Consider the following 21,345-nt stretch of genomic DNA (forward strand, 5'->3'; position numbering starts at 1 on the left):
CGCGTGGGCCCCGGCGACCCCGCGATCGGCGAAGTCAGCTCAGCGCGAGAGCGTGTGTGCTTCTTGACCCCAGGATGCCGCGGTGGATTTCGAGCGTCGCCGTGGAACGGTTGAGTGTGATGTAGTGCAGGCCCGGAGCGCCTTCGTCGAGGAGCCGGTCGACCATCGCGGTGGCGTACTCGACGCCGATCCTGCGCCCTTCCGCCGAGTTTTCCCGAGCCGCCTCCAAACGCCTGGCCAGGTCGTCGGGAAAGGTGGCGTGGCTCAGCTCGGCGAACCTGGCGATCTGCCGGAAGTCGGTAGCGGGCATGATCTCCGGGATGATCGGGGTGTCACAGCCGGCTGCGGCAACTCGGTCGCGCAGCCGCAGGTAGTCCTCCACATGGAAGAACATCTGGGTGATCGCGTAATCGGCGCCCGCTCTGCACTTGGCCACGAAGTGCCGGATGTCGCTTTCCCAGTCCGGGGAGCGCGGATGCCGTTCGGGGAAGGCGGCGACACCGATGCTGAAGTCGCCCGACTCCCGTACCAGCGAGACCAGTTCACGCGCGTACCGAAGCCCCTGCGGATGCGGTGACCAGGGTGCGTTGGGGTCCCCCGGCGGGTCGCCGCGCAGTGCCAGCACGTCCCGCACACCCGCCTGCGCGTACTGACCGATGACGCGGCGCAGTTCGGCCGTCGATTGCCCGATCGCCGTCAAGTGCGCCACGGGCCGGAGCGTTGTCTCGCTCACGATCCGCTCGGTCACCTCCATCGTGCGGTCCCGCGATGAGCCGCCCGCGCCGTAGGTGACCGACACGAAGGAGGGCGCCAGGGGTTCGATGCGGCGGATGGCGTCCCACAGAACCCGAGTACCCGCCTCCGACTTCGGTGGAAAGAACTCGAAGGAAAAGGACCGCTCCCCTCGGGCGAGGAGTTCTCGCAGAGGTCTCATGCTCGACTGCCTCCACCATCGCAGTACTTCGGGGTTCTTGCGCCGGTGCCGTCGGTAGGCAGTCCCTCGGTGTTCCGCCGATGGCCGTCACGGACGGCGGTGAAGTCGGAAGACGCCGTCACACCGGCACCTTCACACAGCGCGCGATGTCCCTGCAGGCACCTGCGCCGTAGGTGTCCGCGACACGCGTCAGCAGGTCATCACTCAGCCGATACTCCTGGGTCCCCACGGTCTCCAGAACAGTGGTGGCCAGGGCACAGCCCAGCTGAACCGCTCTCTCCCTGGACAGGCCGCGTGATATGCCGACGAGATAGCCCACCCGGAATCCGTCACCCACACCCGTGGGATCGACAACCTTCTCGGAGTGCACCGCGGGGACGGTGAGCACTGCCTGCCCCTGGGCGACAACCGTCACTCCGTCGGCACCCCGGGTGGTGACCCAGGTGCCCACGCGGTCCAAGACCTGTTGCTCGGTCCATCCGGTGCGTTCACACAGGAGCGCGGCCTCGTATTCGTTGCTGAAGAGCGACTGCGCTCCATCGACCAGCCGACGCGCCTCCTCTTTCTCCAGACGGGCCAGTTGTTGCGAGGGGTCCGCGGCGTACGGAATGCCCAGTTCCCGACTCTCGGAAGTGTGGCGCAGCATGGCCGGAGGGTCGTCCGGCGCGATGAAGACGAGGGCGGGTCTGCCCCAACTGGCCGTGATGTCGGCCAGACTGATGTTCCGGGCCTCGGTCATGGCACCCGGGTAGAAGGCGGCGATCTGGTTCTGGTCGCGGTCAGTGATGCACATGAACCTGGCCGTCTGGGACTGCTCGCTCACCTGCACATGGCTGGTGTCGACTCCGTGCATGCGTAACCAGGCGCCGTACTCGGCGAAGTCGGTGCCCACGGCACCGACCAGCAGGGGAGTGACTCCGAGCAGGCCGAGGCCGAAGGCGATGTTCGCGGCGACTCCTCCTCTGCGGATCTGGAGATCGTCCACCAAGAAGGACAGCGAGACGCTGGCGAGTCGGTCGGGCAGCAATTGTTCACTGAAGCGGCCCGGGAATGTCGTCAGGTGGTCGGTGGCGATGGACCCCGTGACAGCGATGCGCATGTCAGACACCTGCTGCCTCGCGCAGCGCCTCGACCCGGTCGGTGCGCTCCCAGGTGAAGTCGTCCAGCTCGCGGCCGAAGTGGCCGTACGCCGCGGTCTGGGCGTAGATCGGGCGGAGCAGGTCGAGGTCGCGGATGATGGCGGCCGGGCGGAGGTCGAAGACCTCGTCGATCGCCTTCTCGATCTTCTCGTGGTCGATCTTGGCGGTGCCGAAGGTCTCCACGAACAGGCCGACCGGCTCGGCCTTGCCGATCGCGTAGGCGACCTGGACCTCGCAGCGGGCGGCGAGGCCCGCGGCGACCACGTTCTTGGCGACCCAGCGCATCGCGTAGGCGGCGGAGCGGTCGACCTTGGACGGGTCCTTGCCGGAGAAGGCGCCGCCGCCGTGACGGGCCATGCCGCCGTAGGTGTCGATGATGATCTTACGGCCGGTCAGGCCGGCGTCGCCCATCGGGCCGCCGATCTCGAAGCGGCCGGTGGGGTTGACCAGCAGGCGGTAGTTCTCGGTGTCGAGCTTGATGCCGTCGTCCAGCAGCGCCTTCAGCTCCGGCTCCACGACGAACTCACGGATGTCGGGAGCGAGCAGCGACTCCAGGTCGATGCCGAAGGCGTGCTGCGAGGAGACCACGACGGTGTCCAGGCGGACTGCCTTGTCGCCGTCGTACTCGATGGTGACCTGCGTCTTGCCGTCCGGGCGCAGGTAAGGGATCGTGCCGTTCTTTCGCACGTCGGACAGGCGCTTGGAGAGGCGGTGGGCCAGGAAGACGGGCAGCGGCATGAGGGTCGGCGTCTCGTCGGAGGCGTAGCCGAACATCAGACCCTGATCGCCGGCGCCCTGCCGGTCCAGCTCGTCCTCGTCACCCTCGACCCGGTTCTCGTAGGCGGTGTCGACGCCCTGCGCGATGTCCGGCGACTGCGCGCCGATGGAGACCGAGACGCCGCAGGAGGCGCCGTCGAAGCCCTTCTTGGAGGAGTCGTAGCCGATCTCCAGGATCTTGCCGCGCACCAGGGTGGCGATGTCGGCGTAGGCCTTGGTGGTGACCTCGCCGGCCACGTGCACCAGGCCGGTGGTGATCAGGGTTTCGACGGCGACCCGGGACGACGGGTCCTCGCGCAGGAGCGCGTCGAGAATGGTGTCGCTGATCTGGTCGGCGATCTTGTCGGGGTGGCCCTCGGTGACGGACTCCGAGGTGAACAGACAACGAGGCATGGCGTTCTCCGGGATTGGGGGGCAGTGAGGAGACTCGACGTCAAGGGAGCTTGGACCCCTCCCGCTGGTGGTGAGCGCCGGGGCGCGAAGAAGGGAATCCCGTTGGCGCCCGGACCGCCCCGGCGGTCTTGGTCCGCCTTCGTCTCCGGTTCGCCCGGAGGCGGCGTTCTGGCCCGCGAGAGCGCGACGGTCGCGGCGAACGCCGCAAGTCAGCGACGCCCAGTTGCTCCAGTCGAGTCACGCACCGTCTTTGGTGATGGTGATGTTGTTGAAGCTGCAGGTCGCGGAGAACTGGCTGTTGGTCTGCATCCAGTCCTTCAACTCCGCCTCGATCTCGGCCTGGCTCTCCGGTGACATCTGCAGGGTGTAGTTCCTGAACGCGGTACCCATCAGGAGGCTCCAGCCTCCGTCTGCCGTCTTGTAGTCCATCACCGCGTCCCGGTGGGTGATATTGACTCGGTGCCCGTCCGTCACCTCTTCCAGGAGTGTCTTCAGGAAGAGGATGTCCTCCGTGATGCGCCAGGGCGTGGAGATGTGCAGGTTGTCGGTCTTGTTCTGCGCCAGGTCCAAGAAGACGCCGGAGAGGGGGGCGAGGAAGTTGCGCCCCAGGGTCATGATGACCAATTTTCCGCCAGGCTTGACAGCGTCCCACATCTTCGCCAGGAATGCCCTGAGATCTGAGGAGAAGAAGGGCCCGTTGGCCGACACGACGATGTCGTATGCCTCGGTGTCGAACTGGGCCTTGTCCATGTCCTCGACGACGAACTGGATGTTCTTGACCCCGGCAGCCTCTGCCGCTTCCTTGGCTTCTTCGATCATGGAGGCGGAGATGTCTATGGCAAGGGCGTGCCCAGTCGGTCCCGCCTGCTCCATTGCCTTGACGATTGAGTCGCCCGTCCCACAGGGCAGATCGAGTATCCGGTCGCCTTCCTTCACCGCCATGTCGGCCAGCAGCGGGTCACGGATCACCTCGGGGAAGGCGTCCTGAATCTTCGCGTACTCGTCTGCGGCCTTCTGGAATGTGCCGTGCGAGTCGAATTCAGCCATTTCTGATCTCCTTGGGTTCGTGATGCCGCCATTGCAGTTCACAACGGACAGCTCTTCACGCCATTCATGACTGGAAATTGAGCGGCTTGAATTCGGCCGCGTCCCACACATTCATCTTGGGATGACGGCACTGGTGGAGGAAGTGTCTTCTGATCGTGGTGGTCCGAACACCACCTGTGCGGAAACCTGATCCGTGCTCGGGCAGCCTCCGGCACCCGCGCCGGCGCACTGCCGAGAAGGGGGACGGGGCCCTCGTCCGGGCCGGCCACGCCGACACCCGCGGGCTGTGCATTCGACCCCGTCCGCCTCATGGATGCACGGGCGTTCCGCTACCGCTTACTGCCTACTGCCTCATGGCTCTACGGAGAGCGTCCGCTTCTCGAACACTTCCCGGGCCGTTCTGATGGCGTTGAGGACGCGCGGGAAGCCTGCGTACGGGGTCACCTGCGTCAGGGTCTCCACGACCTGGGTCGGGCTCAGGCCGACGTTGAGGGCGGCTCCGATGTGCACGGCCAACTGGGGCGCGGTGTCGCCCAGGGCCGTCAAGGCGGCGACGGTGACGAGTTGCTTGCGCCGCTGCGACAGCCACGGCCGGTAGTAGATGTCGCCGAAGGCGAACTCGACGAGATACCGGGCCAGGTCGGGAGAGATGTCCTTGAGGGAGGCCACGACGTCCAGGCCGTGCTGGCCGTCGATCCTGGCCAGCTTCTCGGCGCCGCGCTCGTAGCGGTCTCGGTCGTCGTCCATGACCACCGGGTCGACGGTGACACCGTGGTCGGCGAAGACGGCCCGGGCGACGCCGATCGCGTTGAGCACCCGCGGGAAGCCCGTGAAGGGGACCAGGTGGAGGAGGGCTTCCACGATCTCCACGGGGGCGACGCCGACCCGGAGGGCCGCGTCGATGTGGAAATTCAGCTGGGGTGCCGTGTCCCCCAGCGCGGTGAGCGCGCCGACCGTGGTCAGCTCGCGCTCCCGCAGGTCGAGGCCGGGGCGATCGAAGATGTCGGCGTAGGCCCACTCGGCGACGAAGCGGCCGAGGTCCGGGGCGATGTCGGCCAGCGCGTCGACGATGCCGGCGCCGCGCGCGCCGGACACCTCGCCGAGGAGGGTCAGGCCGCGCGCGAATCGGCTGTCGGTCTGCGCGGACGGAGAACTGGGCTCATTCATGCTGCATCAGATTAGTAGGTGGAGTGCGCACCAAGCAATTAGCGTATTCGGACCGCCCCGACCGCGACGACATTGCCTTCGCTCTGGAATCGCAGAGCAGCAAAGCCGTAAAGCAGCAGTGAGAAAATGGGCTTGGCGTGCTCCTTGGGGTTCATGCGCCGCCGCACCGGACGGAGGGGCAGCAGCCGGGGCCGCCGGGCGCGGGCGGGGCGGCTGATCACCTCGTGCTGCCCGGCTCCGTCGGGCCGGGCAGCACGAGGAACGGACCCCCGGCCGTCAGGCGGTGACTCCCTCGGCCCGCTCGGCCAGTCGCTTTCGCAACTCCTCGTCCTCCCCGACGGCGACGGGGTGCCCCACGAGTTCCAGCATCGGCAGGTCGGAGACGTGATCGCCGTAGGCCCAGCAGTCGCACGGGTCGACGTCGGGTCGGGACGTCAACTTCCGCAGCACGGCGACACCTTTGCCCGCGCCGATGACCGGGGTCTCCACCTCCCCGGTGTAGCGGCCGTCTGCGATGAGCGGACGGGTGCAGAGGACGGCTTCGGCGCCCACCTCGCGCGCGATCGGCTCCAGGAGCGGCGGGAATGAGCCGGAGACGAGGACGACGGTCGCACCGCCGGCGCGATGGGCGGCCAGGGCCTCCCGCGTCGACTCGATGTAGAAGCCCCGGCCGGCGGCGGCGCGTTCGGCAAACCAGCCCGCCGCGAGCCTGTCGATCGTCTCCACCGACTCGTCGGTGTAGTGGCCGTAGTAGAAGCGGTTGATGTCCGCGCGGGCGGTGCCGTCGCCGGTGCGGCGGCGGACCGCCGCCATGATCCGCTCGTACCTCCCCTCCCCGGCCGCGCCATACCGGCGTACCAACTGGTAGCGGAGAAAGTCGAACATGCTCTTGACGGTGATCAAGGTCTCGTCGACGTCGCTGAAGACCAGGTAGGGGCGGTCCGTAGCCGGCCGGCGGTGGGCATCTGACATGTACGGGGGCTCCTTCTTGATGCGTGCCGGTGGTCCGACGCGTGTCCGGGCCGCCGTCTGTCACTCGGTGCCGGCCCCGGTCACGCGGTACGGGCTTCGGCTGTTTCCGGCTCCGTCTCGGCGGCCAGGATCGCCGCGGTGCCCTGGAGGGCCCGCTCGGCCGCCCGGGCCTCCTTGACGTGGGAGACCTTGGTGTCGAAGGCGGTGAACCGGACCTCCATCACCGCGGCCTCCCAGCCGCTCTGGAGCACGGCGAGTTCACAGGAGAACGCCGCGCGGGTGCGGTGCGGCACGCGATGCGCGAGGACCTCGCACCGGACGGTCGCGGGCAACGGGAAGAGGAAGTTCCGGTAGCGGGTGTCGAAGGTGTCGATCACGAAGTAGCTGTTGCCTGCCGCCTCCGGCGGCAAGTAGTGCTGCTCGGCCACCGCGATGAACATCTGCCGCCCGGCCTCCATGGCCAGCATGCCCTGCATGTGCTGGCCAGTGAGGTGGTCGGACATCACCTCGTTGCCGGAGTCCACCAGCAGGTCCGACTCGAAGGAGCCGGGGCCGGTCCGCCGGGGCAGGGAGATCAGCACGTTCTCCGCCCGGTGCTTGTGCGCGATCTCCCGCCCGGCGCGGTTACGCAGCGCCCGGTCGTCGATGACGACCACGTCCGTGAGGCCGCGCCGGGCCAGGATGTCGCGTACGAACTGGACGTCGAACTGGGACACCCCCTGCCCGAGGGTCACCGAGGCCGCTCCGGCGCCGCTGGGGAACGCGCCTTCCTTGATCCGCCGCGCGAGCTGGGACACCGTCACCACGCCCTGGTGCTGCGCGAATTCGACGAAGACGTCACCGACGAGAAAGAGAGTGCTCGGTTCGGCTCCGGTGCGGCGGGTGAGCTCATGCATGTCGGAGGACACGGCGAACACCCCTCACTCAGAGAGCCGGCGGCTCAGTTTCGGGAACTCGGGGTCGCTGCCCAGGGCACCGCCCTCCGCCCAGCGGTTGCGCGGCACCTCCTGGACGTAGACGGTGATCTTGTCCAGGGGGGCTCCCGTGACACGTCGGACGGTTCGGGTCAGCTCTTCCATGAGTTCCTGTACCTGGGCGTCGTCCTGACCGTCCCAGGTGGTGACGGAGATGATGGGCATCGGGCTCCTCCTTTGCTGAATGCCGGCGGGTGCGCGTGGGGTCAGGACTGTGGCGCGGCGGTGGTTCGCAGGTTCTGGAAGGACGCGCCGCGCAGCTTGAGGTGGGCGTGGATGTCGCCGCCGAGGCCGAATTCACCGATGGCGCCGCCGTAGCCGCGCTGGTAGCTCATCCACAGCACGACCACGTTGATGATCCGGTTGGCCGCGGGCAGCTCGGGGTCCGGGAACGGGTTCGGCATGGTCGCGTGGTACCGGCCGTTCCCGTCGGCGTCGGTGACGAAGACGTTCGGCACTCCGAGTGGGCCCGGCCGGGTCGGCCCGGCCGGGTCCAGGTCGTGGGCGCGCAGCGACATCACGGTGTAGATGCTGTCCGGGACAAGGCGGGAGAACGCGAAGTCGAACGTCCCGCAGTGGCCGTCGGACGTGACCGCGACCTCCAGGGTTCCGCCGGCCCTCATCCAGGTGCCGAATGTCACCGGGGCGGTCACCTTCGGCCCGTCCTCGGGGCGGAGGTCCGGGATGGGCACCTCATGGAAGGCGTGGCTGGGCCGCTTGACCTGGCCGGCCTCCGGCAACTGCTCCGGTGCGAACACCATGGGGTAGTTGTTGCACGGCAGGGGCAGCGGAAGCGTGTGCAGGACGATGTCCTTGTCGGCCCCGTCGGGTTCGGTGTCCAGCTCCCGTACCACGGTGTACGGAGCGAGCCCCCCGAACTCGGGCAGCGGACTGTCCGGGGAGACGACGGCCGCGCCCCAGTCCGGCCGGATCGCACCGTCCCGGGTGGTGCGGTTGATCATCCCGACCACCACGAAGTTGCCGTCGGCGTCCATGACTTCACTCGGCGGGTAGAGCGGGCCCTGGGTGGTGAGGCTGAGTTCGTGCGTCTCTGTGAGCCCCGGAGTCGTGGTCCAGGAGGCCGCGGCGGTCTCAGGCATCGGCACGCTGGTAGACGCGGGTGTACAGACCGCTCTCGCCACCGACGATGAAACGGTCGCCGGCTTGCTGGACGATGTCCTGGTACTCGGCCGAGGCGAAGACCTTCTGGTACTCCTGCGGCTCGCACTCGAAACCCGCCACGAACATCACGCCGGGCTGGGTGCTGAGCAGCGTGTGGTATGCCAGGAAGGTGGTGACCGACCCGGCGCGGCGAACGACGTCGAAGATGGTGTTCTCGCGCCACTCTCGGTAGGCCGTGTACTCCGTCGGCTTGACCTGAATGTAACGCAGTTGGACGTACGGCGTCCGAGGCAGCGGATCGGCGGTGTCCTTGGGCGCCTCGACGAATTCCAGGAGCTGGCGACGGAAGTCGCTGACAAGGTCCGCCGAGACGGTGTCCCACAGCCTCCGCCAGCCCGCCGACAACGCGTCCAACTCGGCGACTTCCTTGACAGGTGTGATCTCAAGAATGTCGTCACCGTCCGCGCTGCGGTACAGCGTGCGGCCGTCCAGCGGTTTCTTGTCGTTCAGTTCGCTCCAGCGGGCCAGAACCTCGTCCGCCTTGCCGGGAGCGACGCCGACTTCGTTGAGGATGAGGAGGGTGGCGGACATCTTTGTTCCTCTCGATGAAGTGCGCGTGAAATGCGCGTGACCTCATGACCGGTGGTGATGCTGGATACGTGGACTGCCAAGAAAAACGGCGAGAACGCACGGCCGGGACGGCGCGAGGGCGTGAGCCCCGGAGCGCGTCAGACGACGGCGACACCCCTGGCCGCGAGTACCGCGGCCGCCTCGCCGACGGTATGCTCGGGGACGAGTTCGCCCGTCTCGATCTCAATGCCGAAGACTTTCTGGAGACGCAGGGCGAGTTCCTCCAGCAGGAGCGAGTCGATCTCCATGGCATCGAAAGTCGTGTCCGGCGTGACTTCGTCCGTCGGCACGTTCAACTCCGTCAAGGCCACGACGATGCGACCGACGATCGCACTATCCATGTCTTCCTCCACGAGTCGTTGGGGACGCCGACTGCGAATCCGGGACTTGAACCCCGTCGCGTCCCATGGGTGCAATCCTGGGATCTGGCCACGGGTGGAGGAAGTGTCTTCCCATGGTGGTGGCGAGAACACCACCATCCAGGAAACCGGCTGCGGCCCCGGTCCGTCTCACTACTCAGGTGGCCGCCGTGACCGAGGTGCGGTTCCGGCCATACGATCCGCGACGGGCGCGGTATCCGCTGAAGGCCGCTCACCACCGCGGCCACCGTGCACGGCGTCACCCAGGCCCTCGTCCCGGTCGACGGCGTCCCACCGTCGCCGGACGTCCGGGCCGGCCACGCCGACACCTGCGGCTCCGCTCAACGACCAGGGCTACGACCGCGACCCGGACCCTCGCGAGCCGCACCGGCACCTGAGCCGGCCGGCCGGCTCACGCGACGGAACGCCGAACGTCAGGGGTCCGGACCGACTCCGCTGCGTCAGCGAGCAGCCCACCGGCCGCATCGGGCTCCGCGACGCCTTCGTCTCCCCGACATGCGGCCCGGTCCGCTGGAGACGCCTCAAGAATGACTCACCATCATCGTGTCGCGCGCCCTGATGGCCGCCGCGGCGCCAGGCTGGGCCATGTACACGGTCAGTACCGACCCGGAGTACTCAGGCAGGCGCATCAGTACTCGGTCGAAGACCATCACTCCGGCGCGCGGGTGAACGAATTTGCGCACGTTCTGATATTCGTCGTCGACTTCGTGGCGCTCCCATAACTCGGCGAACTTGGGACTCGTCCGGCACAGCCGTTCCGCCATCCTGCCGAATTCCGGATCGTCCAGGAACCGGGCTGACTGCGTCCGGAAGTGAGTAACCAGGCTGCGGGCCACTTGTTCCGTGTCGGGATACTTCGCGCGAGTGTGCGCCTCGGTGAAGAACTTCTCCAGGCAATTGTCCCCGCTCGCGTTGAGATTGAACAGCGAGCGGGCGGAGCCGTTGGCGAATTCGATACGCCCGTACCGGTCGGTGATGTAGGCCGGATTGGGGGACCAGCCTTCCACGAGCGCACACATACGCGCGAACTCGCCGTCCCGACGCTCCCCACTCGCGCGCTGAGTTGGGTTGAGTCTGGCCAGCCGGAGAAAATACCGGCGCTCGCAGTCGTCCAGCAACAGGGCGTCACTGATGGCGTGCACGATTCCCTCGGAGACATTGATGTCGCGGCCCTGTTCCAGCCAGGTGTACCAGGACACTCCGACACCGGCGAGTGCCGCGACCTCCTCCCGGCGCAGTCCGGGGGTACGCCGTCGTTCGACGTACACCAGACCGACCTCCTCGGGCAGTAATCCGTTCCGGCGCGCCCGCAGGAAATCACGCAGCTTCGCCCTTCGTATGTGTCCGGACGCCTGAGACGAGTCAGTTTCCTGCACGTAACGGCCTCTCTTCTTGATTTCGGGATATTCCGGAGCGAGACTTTACTGTGATCTTGCAATAGACGGAGGTCCTTGGTTCAAAGTTGACGATGACTTTCTGCGATCGTGGTCCGGTGACGTAGGCGGACCCGGCGCCGGAGCCACCGGCGGTGACACCACCTGATGGGACGGGGACTTCCGCTCTGCCGCTATCGGCGGGAGACTGCCGATCATGGCCGACATAACGGAGGACAGCACCGAAGAGACAGTGGGCGACACAGCCCCGGGCAGGCGCCGGCGTACCGTGCCGGGCGGCGAGAGCGCCCCGCTGCGCCTGTTCTGCTTTCATCATGCGGGCGGCAGTGCCTGGTCCTTCGCGGGGTGGGGGCGGCGGCTCGGGCCCGAGATCGAAGTGGTGCCGGTTGCCCTGCCCCCACGGTCGGTGTCCGCACCGGGCTCCGCCGGATCGGTCAGCACGATGGGCGACCTGGTCCGAGAGGTGGCACAGCGGCTCGCCCCGGCCCTCGAAGAGCGGCCCTACGCCTTCTACGGCCACAGCATGGGTTCACTGGTCGCCCACGGGGTGACCCAGCGGCAGTTGGCCGCCGGTCGGCGACCGCCCGTCGCCTTCGTGACCGGGGCCCACCGTGCCCCGCACCTGCCGGCGCCCGAACTGACCATGGACCTCTCCGACACCGCCGCTCTCGAGTTGCTGCTGGGCCTGGGCGGGACCGGCCGGCTGTTGCGGGAGAACCCCGGGCGGATGAGCGCCGTGGTTGAGCGGCTCCGTCAGGATCTGCTGGTCAGCGCCAGTTACCGGTATCCGGCGGCAGAGCATCGGCCGCTCCCCTGTCCGGTTCACGTGCTCCACGGCAGCCAGGACCCACTGGTTCCCACCGCCCACGCGGCAGCCTGGCAGCACCACGCGGCGGGCCCCTTCTCGCTGCGCGTCCTGCCCGGCGGGCACTTCTTCCACAAAGAGCACAAGAAGCTGTTCTTCGAGGAGTTGAGACGCGCCCTGGGAGCGACGGGTGCCGATCACCGCAGCTCACCGGACCACCAGTCACCCCTTCCTCAAACACCCCGAAGGTGTGACTCTCGCCGCTGACAGTGCGTGTTCGCCCGATCTACAGTCCGTTGACATGCATACCTCAACCAGCAGCATCGACAACCAGAAGAAGCGACGCGACGAGCTGACGCACTTTCTACGCAGTCGTCGCGCCGCGCTTTCCCCCGCTGACGTCGGAATGCGGTCGGCGGGCGGTCGCACCCGGGCGGGCCTGCGGCGGGAGGAGGTCGCCGTCTTGGCCGGGGTGAGCGCGTCCTGGTACGCGTGGCTGGAACAGGGGCGTCCCATCAGGGTCTCGGACAGGATCCTGGACGCGATCAGCCGCGCGCTGCGCCTCACCGAACGGGAGCGCGTCCATCTGTACCGGCTCGCCGAGGCCACTTCCCCGCTGCCGACGCCAGGTGCGGGCCCGTCGGACACCGAGGTCTTCCAACGGGTGGTCGACAGACTGCGGTTGGGGCCGGCATGCATCATCGACCGGTACTGGGATGTCGTCGCGAGCAACGAGCAGGCCGCCAGGCTGCTGCACCTGGGGCAGGACGGCAACGAGAACTTCCTGATCGGTCTGTTCACGGGATCCCACAGACGCCAGTACGTCGATCTGCCCCAGGTGGCCCGCCGGATGACCGCCCGCTTCCGCCTCCAGACGTCCCACCTCGCCGACGATCAGCGCTACGAGCGGATGGCCGAACGGCTCGCCGCGGACTGCGCGCACTTCGCCGAGTTGTGGGGCAGGCACGAGGTGGAGGAGTTCGAGCCCATGACTGTCGAGCTGGACCATCCCGACCAGGGCCCGACTTCCTTCGCGCTGTTCACCATGGAACTCGACGAAGCCTCCTCCTTCCGGCTGCTGGTGTATCTGCCGCCAGGAGTCGTCGGCGCCCAGCGGGTCCAGAACTAGCGGGTGCGCCCCGGCTCGGGAGGTGGTGTTCTCGCCACCACCGGGGCCAGTCACAGCGTCGACACAGTCTGGCAGGGCGGTGTCCGGTCGCCCGATAATCGTCGTACGCCTTGGTGCCTCCTCGTGACGAGGGCGCATCAGCGCCGTCGCCACGTACCCGACCACGTGTGTCGTTCCTCCTCCGTCCCCTACCGAAGAGGCGGCACCTTCCGACGGCCCGGCCACGAGGTCCGGCATCGCAATCAGGGAGGCCCCCTTGGTATCCGCTGAAGGAGACGGCGGTATGAGCAGAGCGGCGGTCCTCGCCGGACTCGGAACATACGTGCCGCGCCGCGTCGTCACTAACGAGGACCTCGCCCGGGCCATGGACACCTCCGACGAGTGGATCCGCTCTCGCACGGGCATCGCCCAGCGCCACTGGGCCCAACCCGACACCGCCACGGGTGACCTGGCCGTCGAGGCAGGCGGGCGGGCGCTGAAGTCGGCCGGCACCCATGACGTCGATCTGGTCGTCGTCGCCACGACCACGCCGGACCACCCCTGCCCGGCGACCGCTCCCCATGTCGCCCACCGGCTGGGGCTGGGCCCAGTCGCCGCGTACGACGTCGCCGCCGTGTGCAGCGGATTCGTCTACGCGATGGCGTCCGCCGCGGGCGCCATCGCCGCCGGGATCGCCGACCGCGTGCTGGTCATCGGGGCGGAGACCTACTCCAGGATTCTCAACCCCGAGGACCGCGCCACCTCGGTGATCTTCGCTGACGGCGCCGGGGCCGTGGTGCTGCGGGCCGGTGAACCGTCCGAACCGGGCGCGTTGCTCGCACACGACCTGGGAAGCGACGGCTCGCTGAAGGACCTCATCATCGTCCCGGCCGGCGGCTCACGGCAGCCGGCCGGCGCGGTGACGGCGTCCGGCACCCGCCCCGCCGAGACGTACTTCCACATGGAGGGCAAGCCGGTCTTCCGGCACGCCGTGACCCGTATGGCAGCCTCGTCCCAGACCCTGCTCGACCGCGTCGGCTGGACCCCGAAGTCGGTCGACTGGTTTGTCGGCCACCAGGCGAACGTGCGGATACTGCACGCCGTCGCAGACCAGCTCGGCCTGGCCCGCGACCGGACAGTCGTCAACCTCGACCGCGTCGGCAACACGTCGGCCGCCTCCATCCCGCTGGCGCTCGGCGACGCCGCCTCCCGGGGGTTGCTGACGCCCGGCGACCGAATCCTGATGAGCGCCTTCGGGGGCGGCTTGACCTGGGGCTCCACAGCCCTGGTGTGGCCGGAGATCGTGGCGGGCTGAGCGCTGCACCGGGACGGCCGTCGGCGCGGGAGGACCGGCGGCCGCCAGTCATGTCCGGCGGCTGTCCCGCCGTGACCGATCACAGAGACCAAGGAGCTGGACGATGCCCGAACCCAAGACCGGTCCCACCCCGCTGCGCATCGCCGTCCTCGGCGCGGGCAACATCGGCCGCCCCCTGGGCCGCCACTGGCTGACCGCCGGCCACACCGTGACCTTCGGTTCCCGGACTCCGGACCGGCTCGCCGCCCTCGTCGAGGAGTCGGGCGAGCGAGCGCGGGCGGCCTCCTACCCGGATGCGGTGGACGCGAGTGACGTGGTGCTGCTCTCGGTGCCGCATCCGCATCTTGAGGAGTTGCTGGAGCAGGTGGACGACCGTCTGACCGGGAAAACCGTGATCGACGCGACAAGCCCGATCGGAGTCTCCGCCGACGGCCTGTTCAGGTCCGAGCTGGGCCCGGGCCTGACCCAGGGCACCTGGTCGGCGAAGCGGTTGCCGGGCAGTTCGGTGACGCGGGCGTTCAGCCACTTCCCGGACGAACTGCTCTGGCCGCGCGGCACGCGGCAGCGGCACTTCTGGGGGATGGCGGTCGCCGGGGACGACGCGGACGCGCTGCGGATCACGGAACGCCTCGTACACGACGCGGGCTTCGTCCCGGTACGGATCGGCGGGCTGGACGAGTCCGCGGCGTTGGAGCCCGACGGCGCGCTCTTCGGATACTTCTCGACGGCAGCCGGCCTGCGGAGGGCAGCGGGCATCAGCGGCTGAGGCGTCGTACGACGGCGGCCGCGGGACGACGTACCCGTCGTCGCCCGTCGTCCGGGAAGACGAAGCGACCGCCTGCCCCGACCGGCCGGAGCCGGTCGGGGCAGGCGGTCGCCGGGTGGCTGTCTCCTCTGCCCGGCGTCGGTCAGCGCTCCTCGCCGGCCGCCCCGGCGGCGAGCGACAGGGACTCCGCGGGGACCGCTTCCCGCCGGGCGGACGCCGGCCTCCTCCTCGGGTTCGACCAGCGCCGGGTGACGGGGCGCTCGATCAGGCCGTACAGCGCCCAGGACGCGAGGATCGCGACGCCGAGGCCGAGCACCATCATGGCCGCGGCCTGCGGTGCGCTGTACGTCTTGCTCCCGAGCAGCTTCCACACACCTTCCAGCACGGTGAAGTGCACGAGATAGAAGGCGAAAGAGATGTCACCGAGCCAGACCGTCACTTTGTTACGGAAGACGGTGAAGCGGCCCTCGTCGTCCGCGATGGCACCGGCCGCGATGAGGATGGCGGCCGGGATGACGCAGACGGCACGCGACGAGTAGATGTACGGCACGAAGTAGCCGAGCACGTAGCTGGCGATGAGCAGTGCGCCGGCCCAGACCATACCGATGTTGCGCCAGCGCCCCGACATCACCGAGCGGGCCACCAGAATGCCGAGCGCGAAGTCCAGTACCCGCGGAAACGGCAGGATGTAGGAGAAGAAGTACTGGTTTACCGAGGTCTCGGGCTCCATGGGCATGAACACGGAACCGGCCGGCGCGAGATGGGTGGAAAGAAACGGTGTGGCGATGATGCCGAGGCCGACGATCGCGACCCAGAGGTTGATCCGGTTGGCCGGGATCTTCTTGATCAGGCGGAGCAGGAACGGGAAGGACAGGTAGAAGACCGCCTCGACGGCCAGGGACCAACCAGCCGGGTTAACACCGAAGTTGATGGCGAAGTCCGGGTAGTACACCTGGAGCATGAAGAAGTTGAGCACGCCGATCTGCATGTCGGTGTGGGGTGCCGCGAAGACCACCATGGCCAGCACCCAGACCACCAGGTAGTTGGGGACGATCTTCAGAAACCGGCGGCGCCAGAAGCGCACCGCGGTGTCCGAGCCCCGAGCCGACCAGGTCAGCACGAAGCCGCTGAGCACGAAGAAGAAACTGACGCCGAGCGCGCCGGCGTGGTGTACCGAGCGGTAGTAGTCGTGCGTGTTCTCGGGGCTGAGCCAGGGCACGCCCAGAAATCCGAGCAGCGACGCGTGGTAGAGAAACACCACGAAAGCGGCGGGAAAGCGCAGCCCGGTGAGCGTGTTGAGGCGAGTGATCCGGGGGCGCCCCGTCGCACTCATTCGGTCCGTCGACACGTATCTGCTCCTCAGGGAAACGTGGGATTCGGATAAGCGCAAGTTACCCGACCCTTCCCGCTGCTGCGGGGGTGGATTCATCCGGTTACTCCCAGCACCAGCAGAGCGACTACCAGGCAGTTTGCGATGGGTGGTGGCCCTACCACCACGACTGGAAAACACTTCCCGAAGACTCGGTGCGCGCGCGACGATAACCCCATACCTAAATCACCCGAACGACCCGTCAAACAATTTTCCGACCTCTTCATCAATTCCCTGAATAATTCATCGCAGGCATATCCCATCGGGAGCAGGAATGTCCCACGGTGCGACCGGTCAGTCGACCTCGCAGCACTCACCCCACGCACCCGGCTCGGCACAGTCGGCCAAACCGGCGAAGAACTCGGCACCGCGCGGCTGGCTGGCCGTCGCCGGACTGACCCTCGGTGTCTTCTCGTTCGTCACGACCGAAACCCTGCCGATCGGTCTGCTGCCGTCGATCGCTGACGGTACGTCGATGTCGGTCGGCGCGGCGGGCTTTCTGGTGACCGGTTTCGCCATGGTCGCGGCGGCGACAGCAGCGCCGCTGACCATGCTTACGAGCCGTATGGACCGCAAGTGGCTGCTCGCGACGCTGATGGTCTTCTACATCGCCGGCAATGCGCTGGCGATGGTGGCCTCCACCTATGCGCTGCTGCTGGCCGCCCGCATCATCGTGGCGCTGGCCCATGGTGTCTTCTGGTCCATCGCCGTGTCGATCGCCGTACGGCTGGTCCCCGAGCAGCACGCCGTGCGGGCGACCTCGGTGGTGCTGGGCGGGATCTCGTTGGCCTCGGTCGCGGGCACGCCGTTGGGCACAGCGATAGGCCAATCGACGAGCTGGCACGTGGCGTTCGCGTGCGTGGCTCTGCTCGGTGTGCCGGTGCTGGCGGCAGCAGTGCTGTTCACGCCGACGCTGCCCGCGCAGGGCAGCGGGAACCTGCGCACACTCCTCCATGTGCTGCGCCATCGCACCCTGCTGGCGGCGATCGGGGTGACAGCGCTGGTGATGAGCGGACACTTCCTGGCCTTCACCTACGTGACGCCCTACCTGGAGGAGGTCACAGGGGTCCGGCCCTCGTTGATCAGCGTGCTGCTGCTCGTTTTCGGCGTGGCCGGACTGGTGGGCAACTTCGCGGCGGGTGCGGTGGTGGCGCATGCGCTGCGGGGCAGCCTGATCGGCAGCAGCGGACTGTTGGGCGTCGTCCTGGCAGTGATGTGGGCGGGCGGTGCGAGCACTCCGCTCGCCGTGACGATGCTGGTCTGCTGGGGCGTGCTGTACGCGGCTCTGCCGGTGGCGTTGCAGACGTGGGTGCTGCAAGCCGTCCCCGAGAAGAGCGAGGCGGCTTCCTCGTGGTATGTGGCGGCTTTCAACGGCGCCATCGGCGTCGGGGCGTTGATCGGTGGGCTGCTCACGAACGCGTCGGGACAACGGCCGACCATGCTCGTGGCGGCGGTGTTCGCCGCGGGCGCGACGGCACTGGCTGTGCTGTGCGGGAGGGACAGCGTGCGCCGGCGGGACTGAGGCCGCCCGCGGACCTCGCGCCGGCTCCGGGCCGGGCAGGCCGGGTGGCCGCGCCGAACCGAACTGGACGCAGACCGCGCTCGGTTCGGCGAAGCCTGCGCGGTGCTCCAGCAGACTCACATCGGTGGGCAGCAGGTCCGACTTCGCGATCCGCGCCGTCACTCGCCGCTGCTGCGCCCGGCCCCGGGCCGAACGGCACTTGCGTATGAACCTGCGGGCCGTGGTGTCGGCCTCCGGCGGCCACGTGCGGGTGCCGGCCGGGACGCCGGTGATCCTGCGCGGGTACCACGGTGGCAGACGCCCACGGGCGCCAATGGTGTCCGGGCAAGGATTTCGACTGGTGGAAACAGGAGCAGTTCGGCCGCCATGAACAGAGCGTTGTTGTACCCCAGACCGTGTCCGGTCCACTCTCCCGCGCCTGCGAACAAGGTGAGCTCCAGGCGTTCCGGCGCGCGGGCGAGCGTGGCGTCGCCTGCGACGCCGCCCAGTGTTGATGTCGTCCCGGGCTGCAGTCACCGCGTCGTTCTGAGCGCGCCCGGCCGGGTACCCCGCGAGGATCTGCGACAACCGTGATCCACGACCCGAGCGCGGCTCTGCCTCTCAGCCCCGTAGCGCCCCACCCCTTGTCCAGGGACTTTTCAGGGACTTTCAGCGCTGTCCGAGGGACTTTCGAGGGACTTTACGCCACCTGACGCAGCAAGCCCTTGAAAGCCCGGAAAGGGCCTCCGCTGCAGGTCAAAGGGCCTTTCCCAGGCAAAGCCGCAGGTAGCGGCAGACGAGTCGGGCTGTACGCCGGGTTCTGTCGCCCGGTCGCCTCGCGGCGGCCGGGGAGACGGCCATCCATCTAGGACCGGCATTGCTGCCGGCCTCGTGCGGTCTACCCGCGAACTCGGGCGGGCAGCCCTCAAGCGTTCGCGCAGGAGCACCGAGGTGCTCCCTCTTGACCTTGCTCCGGGTGGGGTTTACCTAGCCGCCTGGGTCGCCCCAGGCGCTGGTGGTCTCTTACACCACCGTTTCACCCTTACCCGGGACCGAGGTCCCGGGCGGTCTGTTTTCTGTGGCACTGTCCCGCGGGTCACCCCGGGTGGCCGTTAGCCATCACCCTGCCCTGTGGAGCCCGGACGTTCCTCGGGAGGATCCGAAGATCCCCACGCGGCCGTCCGCCCGGCTCGTCTGCCGTGGGGCCCATGCTACCTGGCCGAATCAGATGAACTCCGCCGTCTCCAGGTCGAACGAGAACGGCTCCGGGAAGCGGACCGACTTGCCGAACGGGACCGTGCGGTGCTGCCGGTAGTCGTCGCCCTCCGGGTCGCTGAACAGCGGACATGTGGCGCCCTCTCCTCGGTCGCTCGCCGGAATGGGCCATCGTGGCACAAACGGACCCGCCACTGTCACAACCGGCTCGACCCCAACGCGGTGATGCCCGCCGTCCAAGCCGTGGTGACGGACTCCGGGGTGGGGAAGCGGCCGTTCAGTTCCATCATGACCATGCCGTGGGCGAAGGCCCAGGCCGCGCGGGCCAGGTGGTCCTCGGGGGCCAGGGCGCGGAAGAGCGGGGCGGCGGCGCGGTCCTCCAGGTGGTGGGGGTGGGGGCGGGACGTGGTGAGGCGGTAGAGGTGGGGGTGGGCCAGGGCGTGGGCGCGGTAGGCCGTGGCCAGGGCGGGGAAGGAGCCGGGGGCGGCCGTCTCCGCCGCTTCCAGGGCCTCGGCGGTCTCCGTCAGCATCGCGTCGGCCAGCGCGTCGACCACCGAGGACTTGTCCGGAAAGTGCTTGTAGAGGGACGGGGCCGTGATGCCCAGCAGCCCCGCGAGCCGGCGCATGGTCAGCGCCTCCGGGCCCTCCTGCTCCAGGAGCATGCGGGCGGCGGCCAGGATCTGGTGCTGGCGGGCGCGGTCGGTCACGCCGGTCCTTCCGTCGTACGGGCGCGGGGCGCGGGGGCCGGACTCGCGATCGTACGAGACGCCGTCAGGCCGGTACGAACAGGGCCTTCGCCGTGCCCGGAGCGGCCTGGGCCAGCCGGACCCGCAGGCGCTCGCCCAGGGGCAGGGGCGCGGCGCCCTCGACGCGGGCGACGATCGCCGGGGCGTCGATGTGGACGGTGCCGGTGGCCGGTTCGTTCTCTTTCACGTCCACCACGTAACCGTCGAAGACCTCGCCCACCTTGTCCTTGAGCAGCGCCGCCTCGACCAGGTCCACCGACTCCCGCTCCACGGTGTTGGCCCGGCGCGTGCCCTCCGCCATCTCCTTGGGCAGCGCGGGCAGGGCGGCCAGGACCCATTCGGGCGGGTCCCGGTCCTCGCAGGCCGCGACGCACAGCTCGGAGGCGTAACGGTCCACGAGGCGGCGCAGCGGCGCCGTGCAGTGCGTGTACAGGTCCGCCACGGCCGCGTGCACGGCGGGCACCGGCAGGTCGCCGGCGTCGAAGACCGTGTAGCCCGCGCCGCGCAGCAGCGTCGTGCACTCCTGGAGGAACGCCGCGTGATCCGTGCGCCCCGGGTCGAGCGAGCGGACGAGCCGCGCGTACGGGACGTGATGCGGCCAGTCGATGTGCAGGGCCTCGGCGCTGCGCCGCAGCCGGGCCACCGCGCCGTCGGGCGCGACCGGCAGCGTACGCAGGATGCCGGTGCCGCTCTCCGCCATGAGGTGGGCCGCCGCCATGCCGGTGAGCAGGGAGACCTGGGCGTTCCAGCCGTCGGCGGGGAGCGGGGCGCGGTAGGCCAGGCCGTAGCGGCCGTCGTGCTCGGTGATCTCCTGCTCGGGCACATTGAGCGAGATGCCGCCCCGGGCCACCTCCTGCTCCTCGCGGAGCGTGCCGATGTCCCGGAGCAGGGCGAGCGGTTCCTCGGCTGTGCCCGCGTCGATCTGCCGCTGCACGCCCGCGTAGTCCAGCTTGGCGCGGCTGCGTACGAGGGCCCGGCGCACCCGGGTCGCGACCGCCGCGCCCTCCGGGTCGAGGTCGATCTCCCAGAGGACCGCGGGGCGGACCCGGCCGGGCAGCAGGCTCGCGGCGTCCTCGGACAGGACCTCGGGGTGGAGGGACACCCGGCCGTCCGGGAAGTACAGCGTCGTCACCCGGCGGTGGGCCTCGGCGTCGAGCGCGCCGCCGGGGCGCACGAACGCGGCCACGTCCGCGATGGCGTAGTGCACGCGGTAGCCGTGGGCGCGACGTTCCAGGTGCATTGCCTGGTCGAGGTCCGTGGACGTGGGCGGGTCGATGGTGAGGAAGGGAAGGTCCGTCGCGTCCGCGTGCCCGGCGAGCTCCGAGCTCCGCGCGGCGTCCGCCGCCTCGGCGGACACCTCGGGCGGGAAGTCGTCGGGGAGCGACAGCTCGGTGCGCAGGCCGCGCAGGGCCGCCCGCAGCGGGGTCTCGGCTGCGCCGGTCATGTGCAGATGACGGCGGGGCATGGTCCCGAGCGTAGGGCGGAGCGCGGAACGCGGCATTCCGAACGGAGGGCCTTGTGCCCGTACGGTGGGCCCCTCCGCCCCGTACGAACTGCCTCGCCGTCCCCGTACGCTGACCTGGGGCATCCG

Annotated in this window: 19 protein-coding genes, 1 other RNA gene and 2 pseudogenes; 5 read left to right on the forward strand and 17 right to left on the reverse strand. The window is 68.8% G+C overall.

Translation table 11 applies throughout. The features are described 5' to 3' along the window. Positions 1-34 precede the first annotated feature (34 nt). The 12 genes from metF to B082_RS0134545 all read right to left on the reverse strand — a co-directional run bounded on the left by metF (position 35) and on the right by B082_RS0134545 (position 10,911). Positions 35-934, reverse strand: coding sequence for a methylenetetrahydrofolate reductase [NAD(P)H] (gene metF, locus B082_RS0134490; protein ID WP_018556333.1), 900 nt, complete (start codon positions 932-934; stop codon positions 35-37). A 118-nt stretch (positions 935-1,052) separates the two neighbouring features. Further along, on the reverse strand, positions 1,053-2,033 hold the full coding sequence (locus B082_RS0134495) for a carbohydrate kinase family protein (protein WP_018556334.1): 981 nt from the start codon (positions 2,031-2,033) through the stop codon (positions 1,053-1,055). A gap of 1 nt (position 2,034) precedes the next feature. Continuing rightward, complete coding sequence (metK, locus tag B082_RS0134500; RefSeq protein ID WP_018556335.1) at positions 2,035-3,243, reverse strand: methionine adenosyltransferase; 1,209 nt, start codon at positions 3,241-3,243, stop codon at positions 2,035-2,037. 237 nt (positions 3,244-3,480) lie between these two features. Then, positions 3,481-4,290: a class I SAM-dependent methyltransferase gene (locus B082_RS0134505; protein WP_018556336.1), complete on the reverse strand. Its 810-nt coding sequence runs from the start codon at positions 4,288-4,290 to the stop codon at positions 3,481-3,483. Between the two features lie 351 nt (positions 4,291-4,641). Then, entirely contained in the window at positions 4,642-5,457 is an 816-nt protein-coding gene (locus B082_RS0134510) for a carboxymuconolactone decarboxylase family protein (RefSeq protein ID WP_018556337.1), read from the reverse strand. A 276-nt stretch (positions 5,458-5,733) separates the two neighbouring features. Continuing rightward, the gene (locus B082_RS0134515) at positions 5,734-6,429 is read right to left on the reverse strand and encodes an HAD family hydrolase (RefSeq protein WP_018556338.1); all 696 of its coding nucleotides are present in this window, start codon (positions 6,427-6,429) and stop codon (positions 5,734-5,736) included. Between the two features lie 80 nt (positions 6,430-6,509). Further along, the gene (locus B082_RS0134520; protein ID WP_199783892.1) at positions 6,510-7,337 is read right to left on the reverse strand and encodes an AfsA-related hotdog domain-containing protein; all 828 of its coding nucleotides are present in this window, start codon (positions 7,335-7,337) and stop codon (positions 6,510-6,512) included. A 12-nt stretch (positions 7,338-7,349) separates the two neighbouring features. After that, the gene (locus B082_RS0134525; protein ID WP_018556340.1) at positions 7,350-7,568 is read right to left on the reverse strand and encodes a tautomerase family protein; all 219 of its coding nucleotides are present in this window, start codon (positions 7,566-7,568) and stop codon (positions 7,350-7,352) included. A gap of 41 nt (positions 7,569-7,609) precedes the next feature. Further along, entirely contained in the window at positions 7,610-8,503 is an 894-nt protein-coding gene (locus tag B082_RS0134530; RefSeq protein ID WP_037711533.1) for a hypothetical protein, read from the reverse strand. After that, the gene (locus B082_RS0134535) at positions 8,496-9,116 is read right to left on the reverse strand and encodes a hypothetical protein (protein WP_018556342.1); all 621 of its coding nucleotides are present in this window, start codon (positions 9,114-9,116) and stop codon (positions 8,496-8,498) included. Before B082_RS0134535 ends, B082_RS0134530 begins: the two co-directional genes overlap by 8 nt. Before the next feature lie 137 nt (positions 9,117-9,253). Then, the gene (locus B082_RS0134540; RefSeq protein ID WP_018556343.1) at positions 9,254-9,496 is read right to left on the reverse strand and encodes an acyl carrier protein; all 243 of its coding nucleotides are present in this window, start codon (positions 9,494-9,496) and stop codon (positions 9,254-9,256) included. A gap of 560 nt (positions 9,497-10,056) precedes the next feature. Next, positions 10,057-10,911: a helix-turn-helix transcriptional regulator gene (locus B082_RS0134545; RefSeq protein ID WP_051094758.1), complete on the reverse strand. Its 855-nt coding sequence runs from the start codon at positions 10,909-10,911 to the stop codon at positions 10,057-10,059. Between the two features lie 214 nt (positions 10,912-11,125). On the opposite strand from B082_RS0134545, the gene B082_RS37330 reads away from it, so the two are divergent. The 4 genes and pseudogenes from B082_RS37330 to B082_RS0134565 form a co-directional block, all read left to right on the forward strand. Next, positions 11,126-12,001, forward strand: coding sequence for a thioesterase II family protein (locus tag B082_RS37330; protein ID WP_018556345.1), 876 nt, complete (start codon positions 11,126-11,128; stop codon positions 11,999-12,001). A gap of 34 nt (positions 12,002-12,035) precedes the next feature. Beyond that, positions 12,036-12,863 (forward strand): helix-turn-helix transcriptional regulator, encoded by an 828-nt coding sequence (locus B082_RS37335; protein WP_078622723.1) that lies wholly within the window; start codon positions 12,036-12,038, stop codon positions 12,861-12,863. Between the two features lie 283 nt (positions 12,864-13,146). Next, a complete protein-coding gene (locus B082_RS0134560; RefSeq protein WP_018556347.1) occupies positions 13,147-14,157 on the forward strand; it encodes a beta-ketoacyl-ACP synthase III in 1,011 nt (336 codons plus the stop codon). A gap of 58 nt (positions 14,158-14,215) precedes the next feature. Continuing rightward, a pseudogene (locus tag B082_RS0134565) lies at positions 14,216-14,923 on the forward strand (NADPH-dependent F420 reductase); the annotation flags it as partial. 142 nt (positions 14,924-15,065) lie between these two features. Here the strand turns inward: B082_RS0134565 and B082_RS0134570 are convergent. Then, on the reverse strand, positions 15,066-16,271 hold the full coding sequence (locus B082_RS0134570; protein ID WP_106435578.1) for an acyltransferase family protein: 1,206 nt from the start codon (positions 16,269-16,271) through the stop codon (positions 15,066-15,068). Positions 16,272-16,566: 295 nt separating this feature from the next. On the opposite strand from B082_RS0134570, the gene B082_RS37340 reads away from it, so the two are divergent. Continuing rightward, positions 16,567-17,814 carry an MFS transporter gene (locus tag B082_RS37340; protein ID WP_018556350.1) on the forward strand — a complete coding sequence of 416 codons (1,248 nt, stop codon included), beginning with the start codon at positions 16,567-16,569 and terminating at the stop codon, positions 17,812-17,814. A 772-nt stretch (positions 17,815-18,586) separates the two neighbouring features. On the opposite strand, the gene rnpB is transcribed toward B082_RS37340, so the two are convergent. From rnpB to B082_RS0134590, 4 genes and pseudogenes are all read right to left on the reverse strand, one after another. Then, an RNA gene (rnpB, locus tag B082_RS37575) (RNase P RNA component class A) lies at positions 18,587-18,986 on the reverse strand. Between the two features lie 31 nt (positions 18,987-19,017). Beyond that, positions 19,018-19,137 (reverse strand): annotated as a pseudogene (locus B082_RS39385) (Uma2 family endonuclease); the annotation flags it as partial. 68 nt (positions 19,138-19,205) lie between these two features. Then, positions 19,206-19,715 (reverse strand): TetR/AcrR family transcriptional regulator, encoded by a 510-nt coding sequence (locus B082_RS0134585; protein ID WP_018556352.1) that lies wholly within the window; start codon positions 19,713-19,715, stop codon positions 19,206-19,208. Positions 19,716-19,779: 64 nt separating this feature from the next. Then, complete coding sequence (locus B082_RS0134590) at positions 19,780-21,198, reverse strand: RNB domain-containing ribonuclease (RefSeq protein WP_018556353.1); 1,419 nt, start codon at positions 21,196-21,198, stop codon at positions 19,780-19,782. Positions 21,199-21,345: the final 147 nt, after the last annotated feature.

Origin of the sequence: Streptomyces sp. ATexAB-D23 (genome assembly GCF_000373645.1) — a bacterium.
Taxonomy (GTDB): Bacteria; Actinomycetota; Actinomycetes; order Streptomycetales; family Streptomycetaceae; genus Streptomyces; species Streptomyces castrisilvae.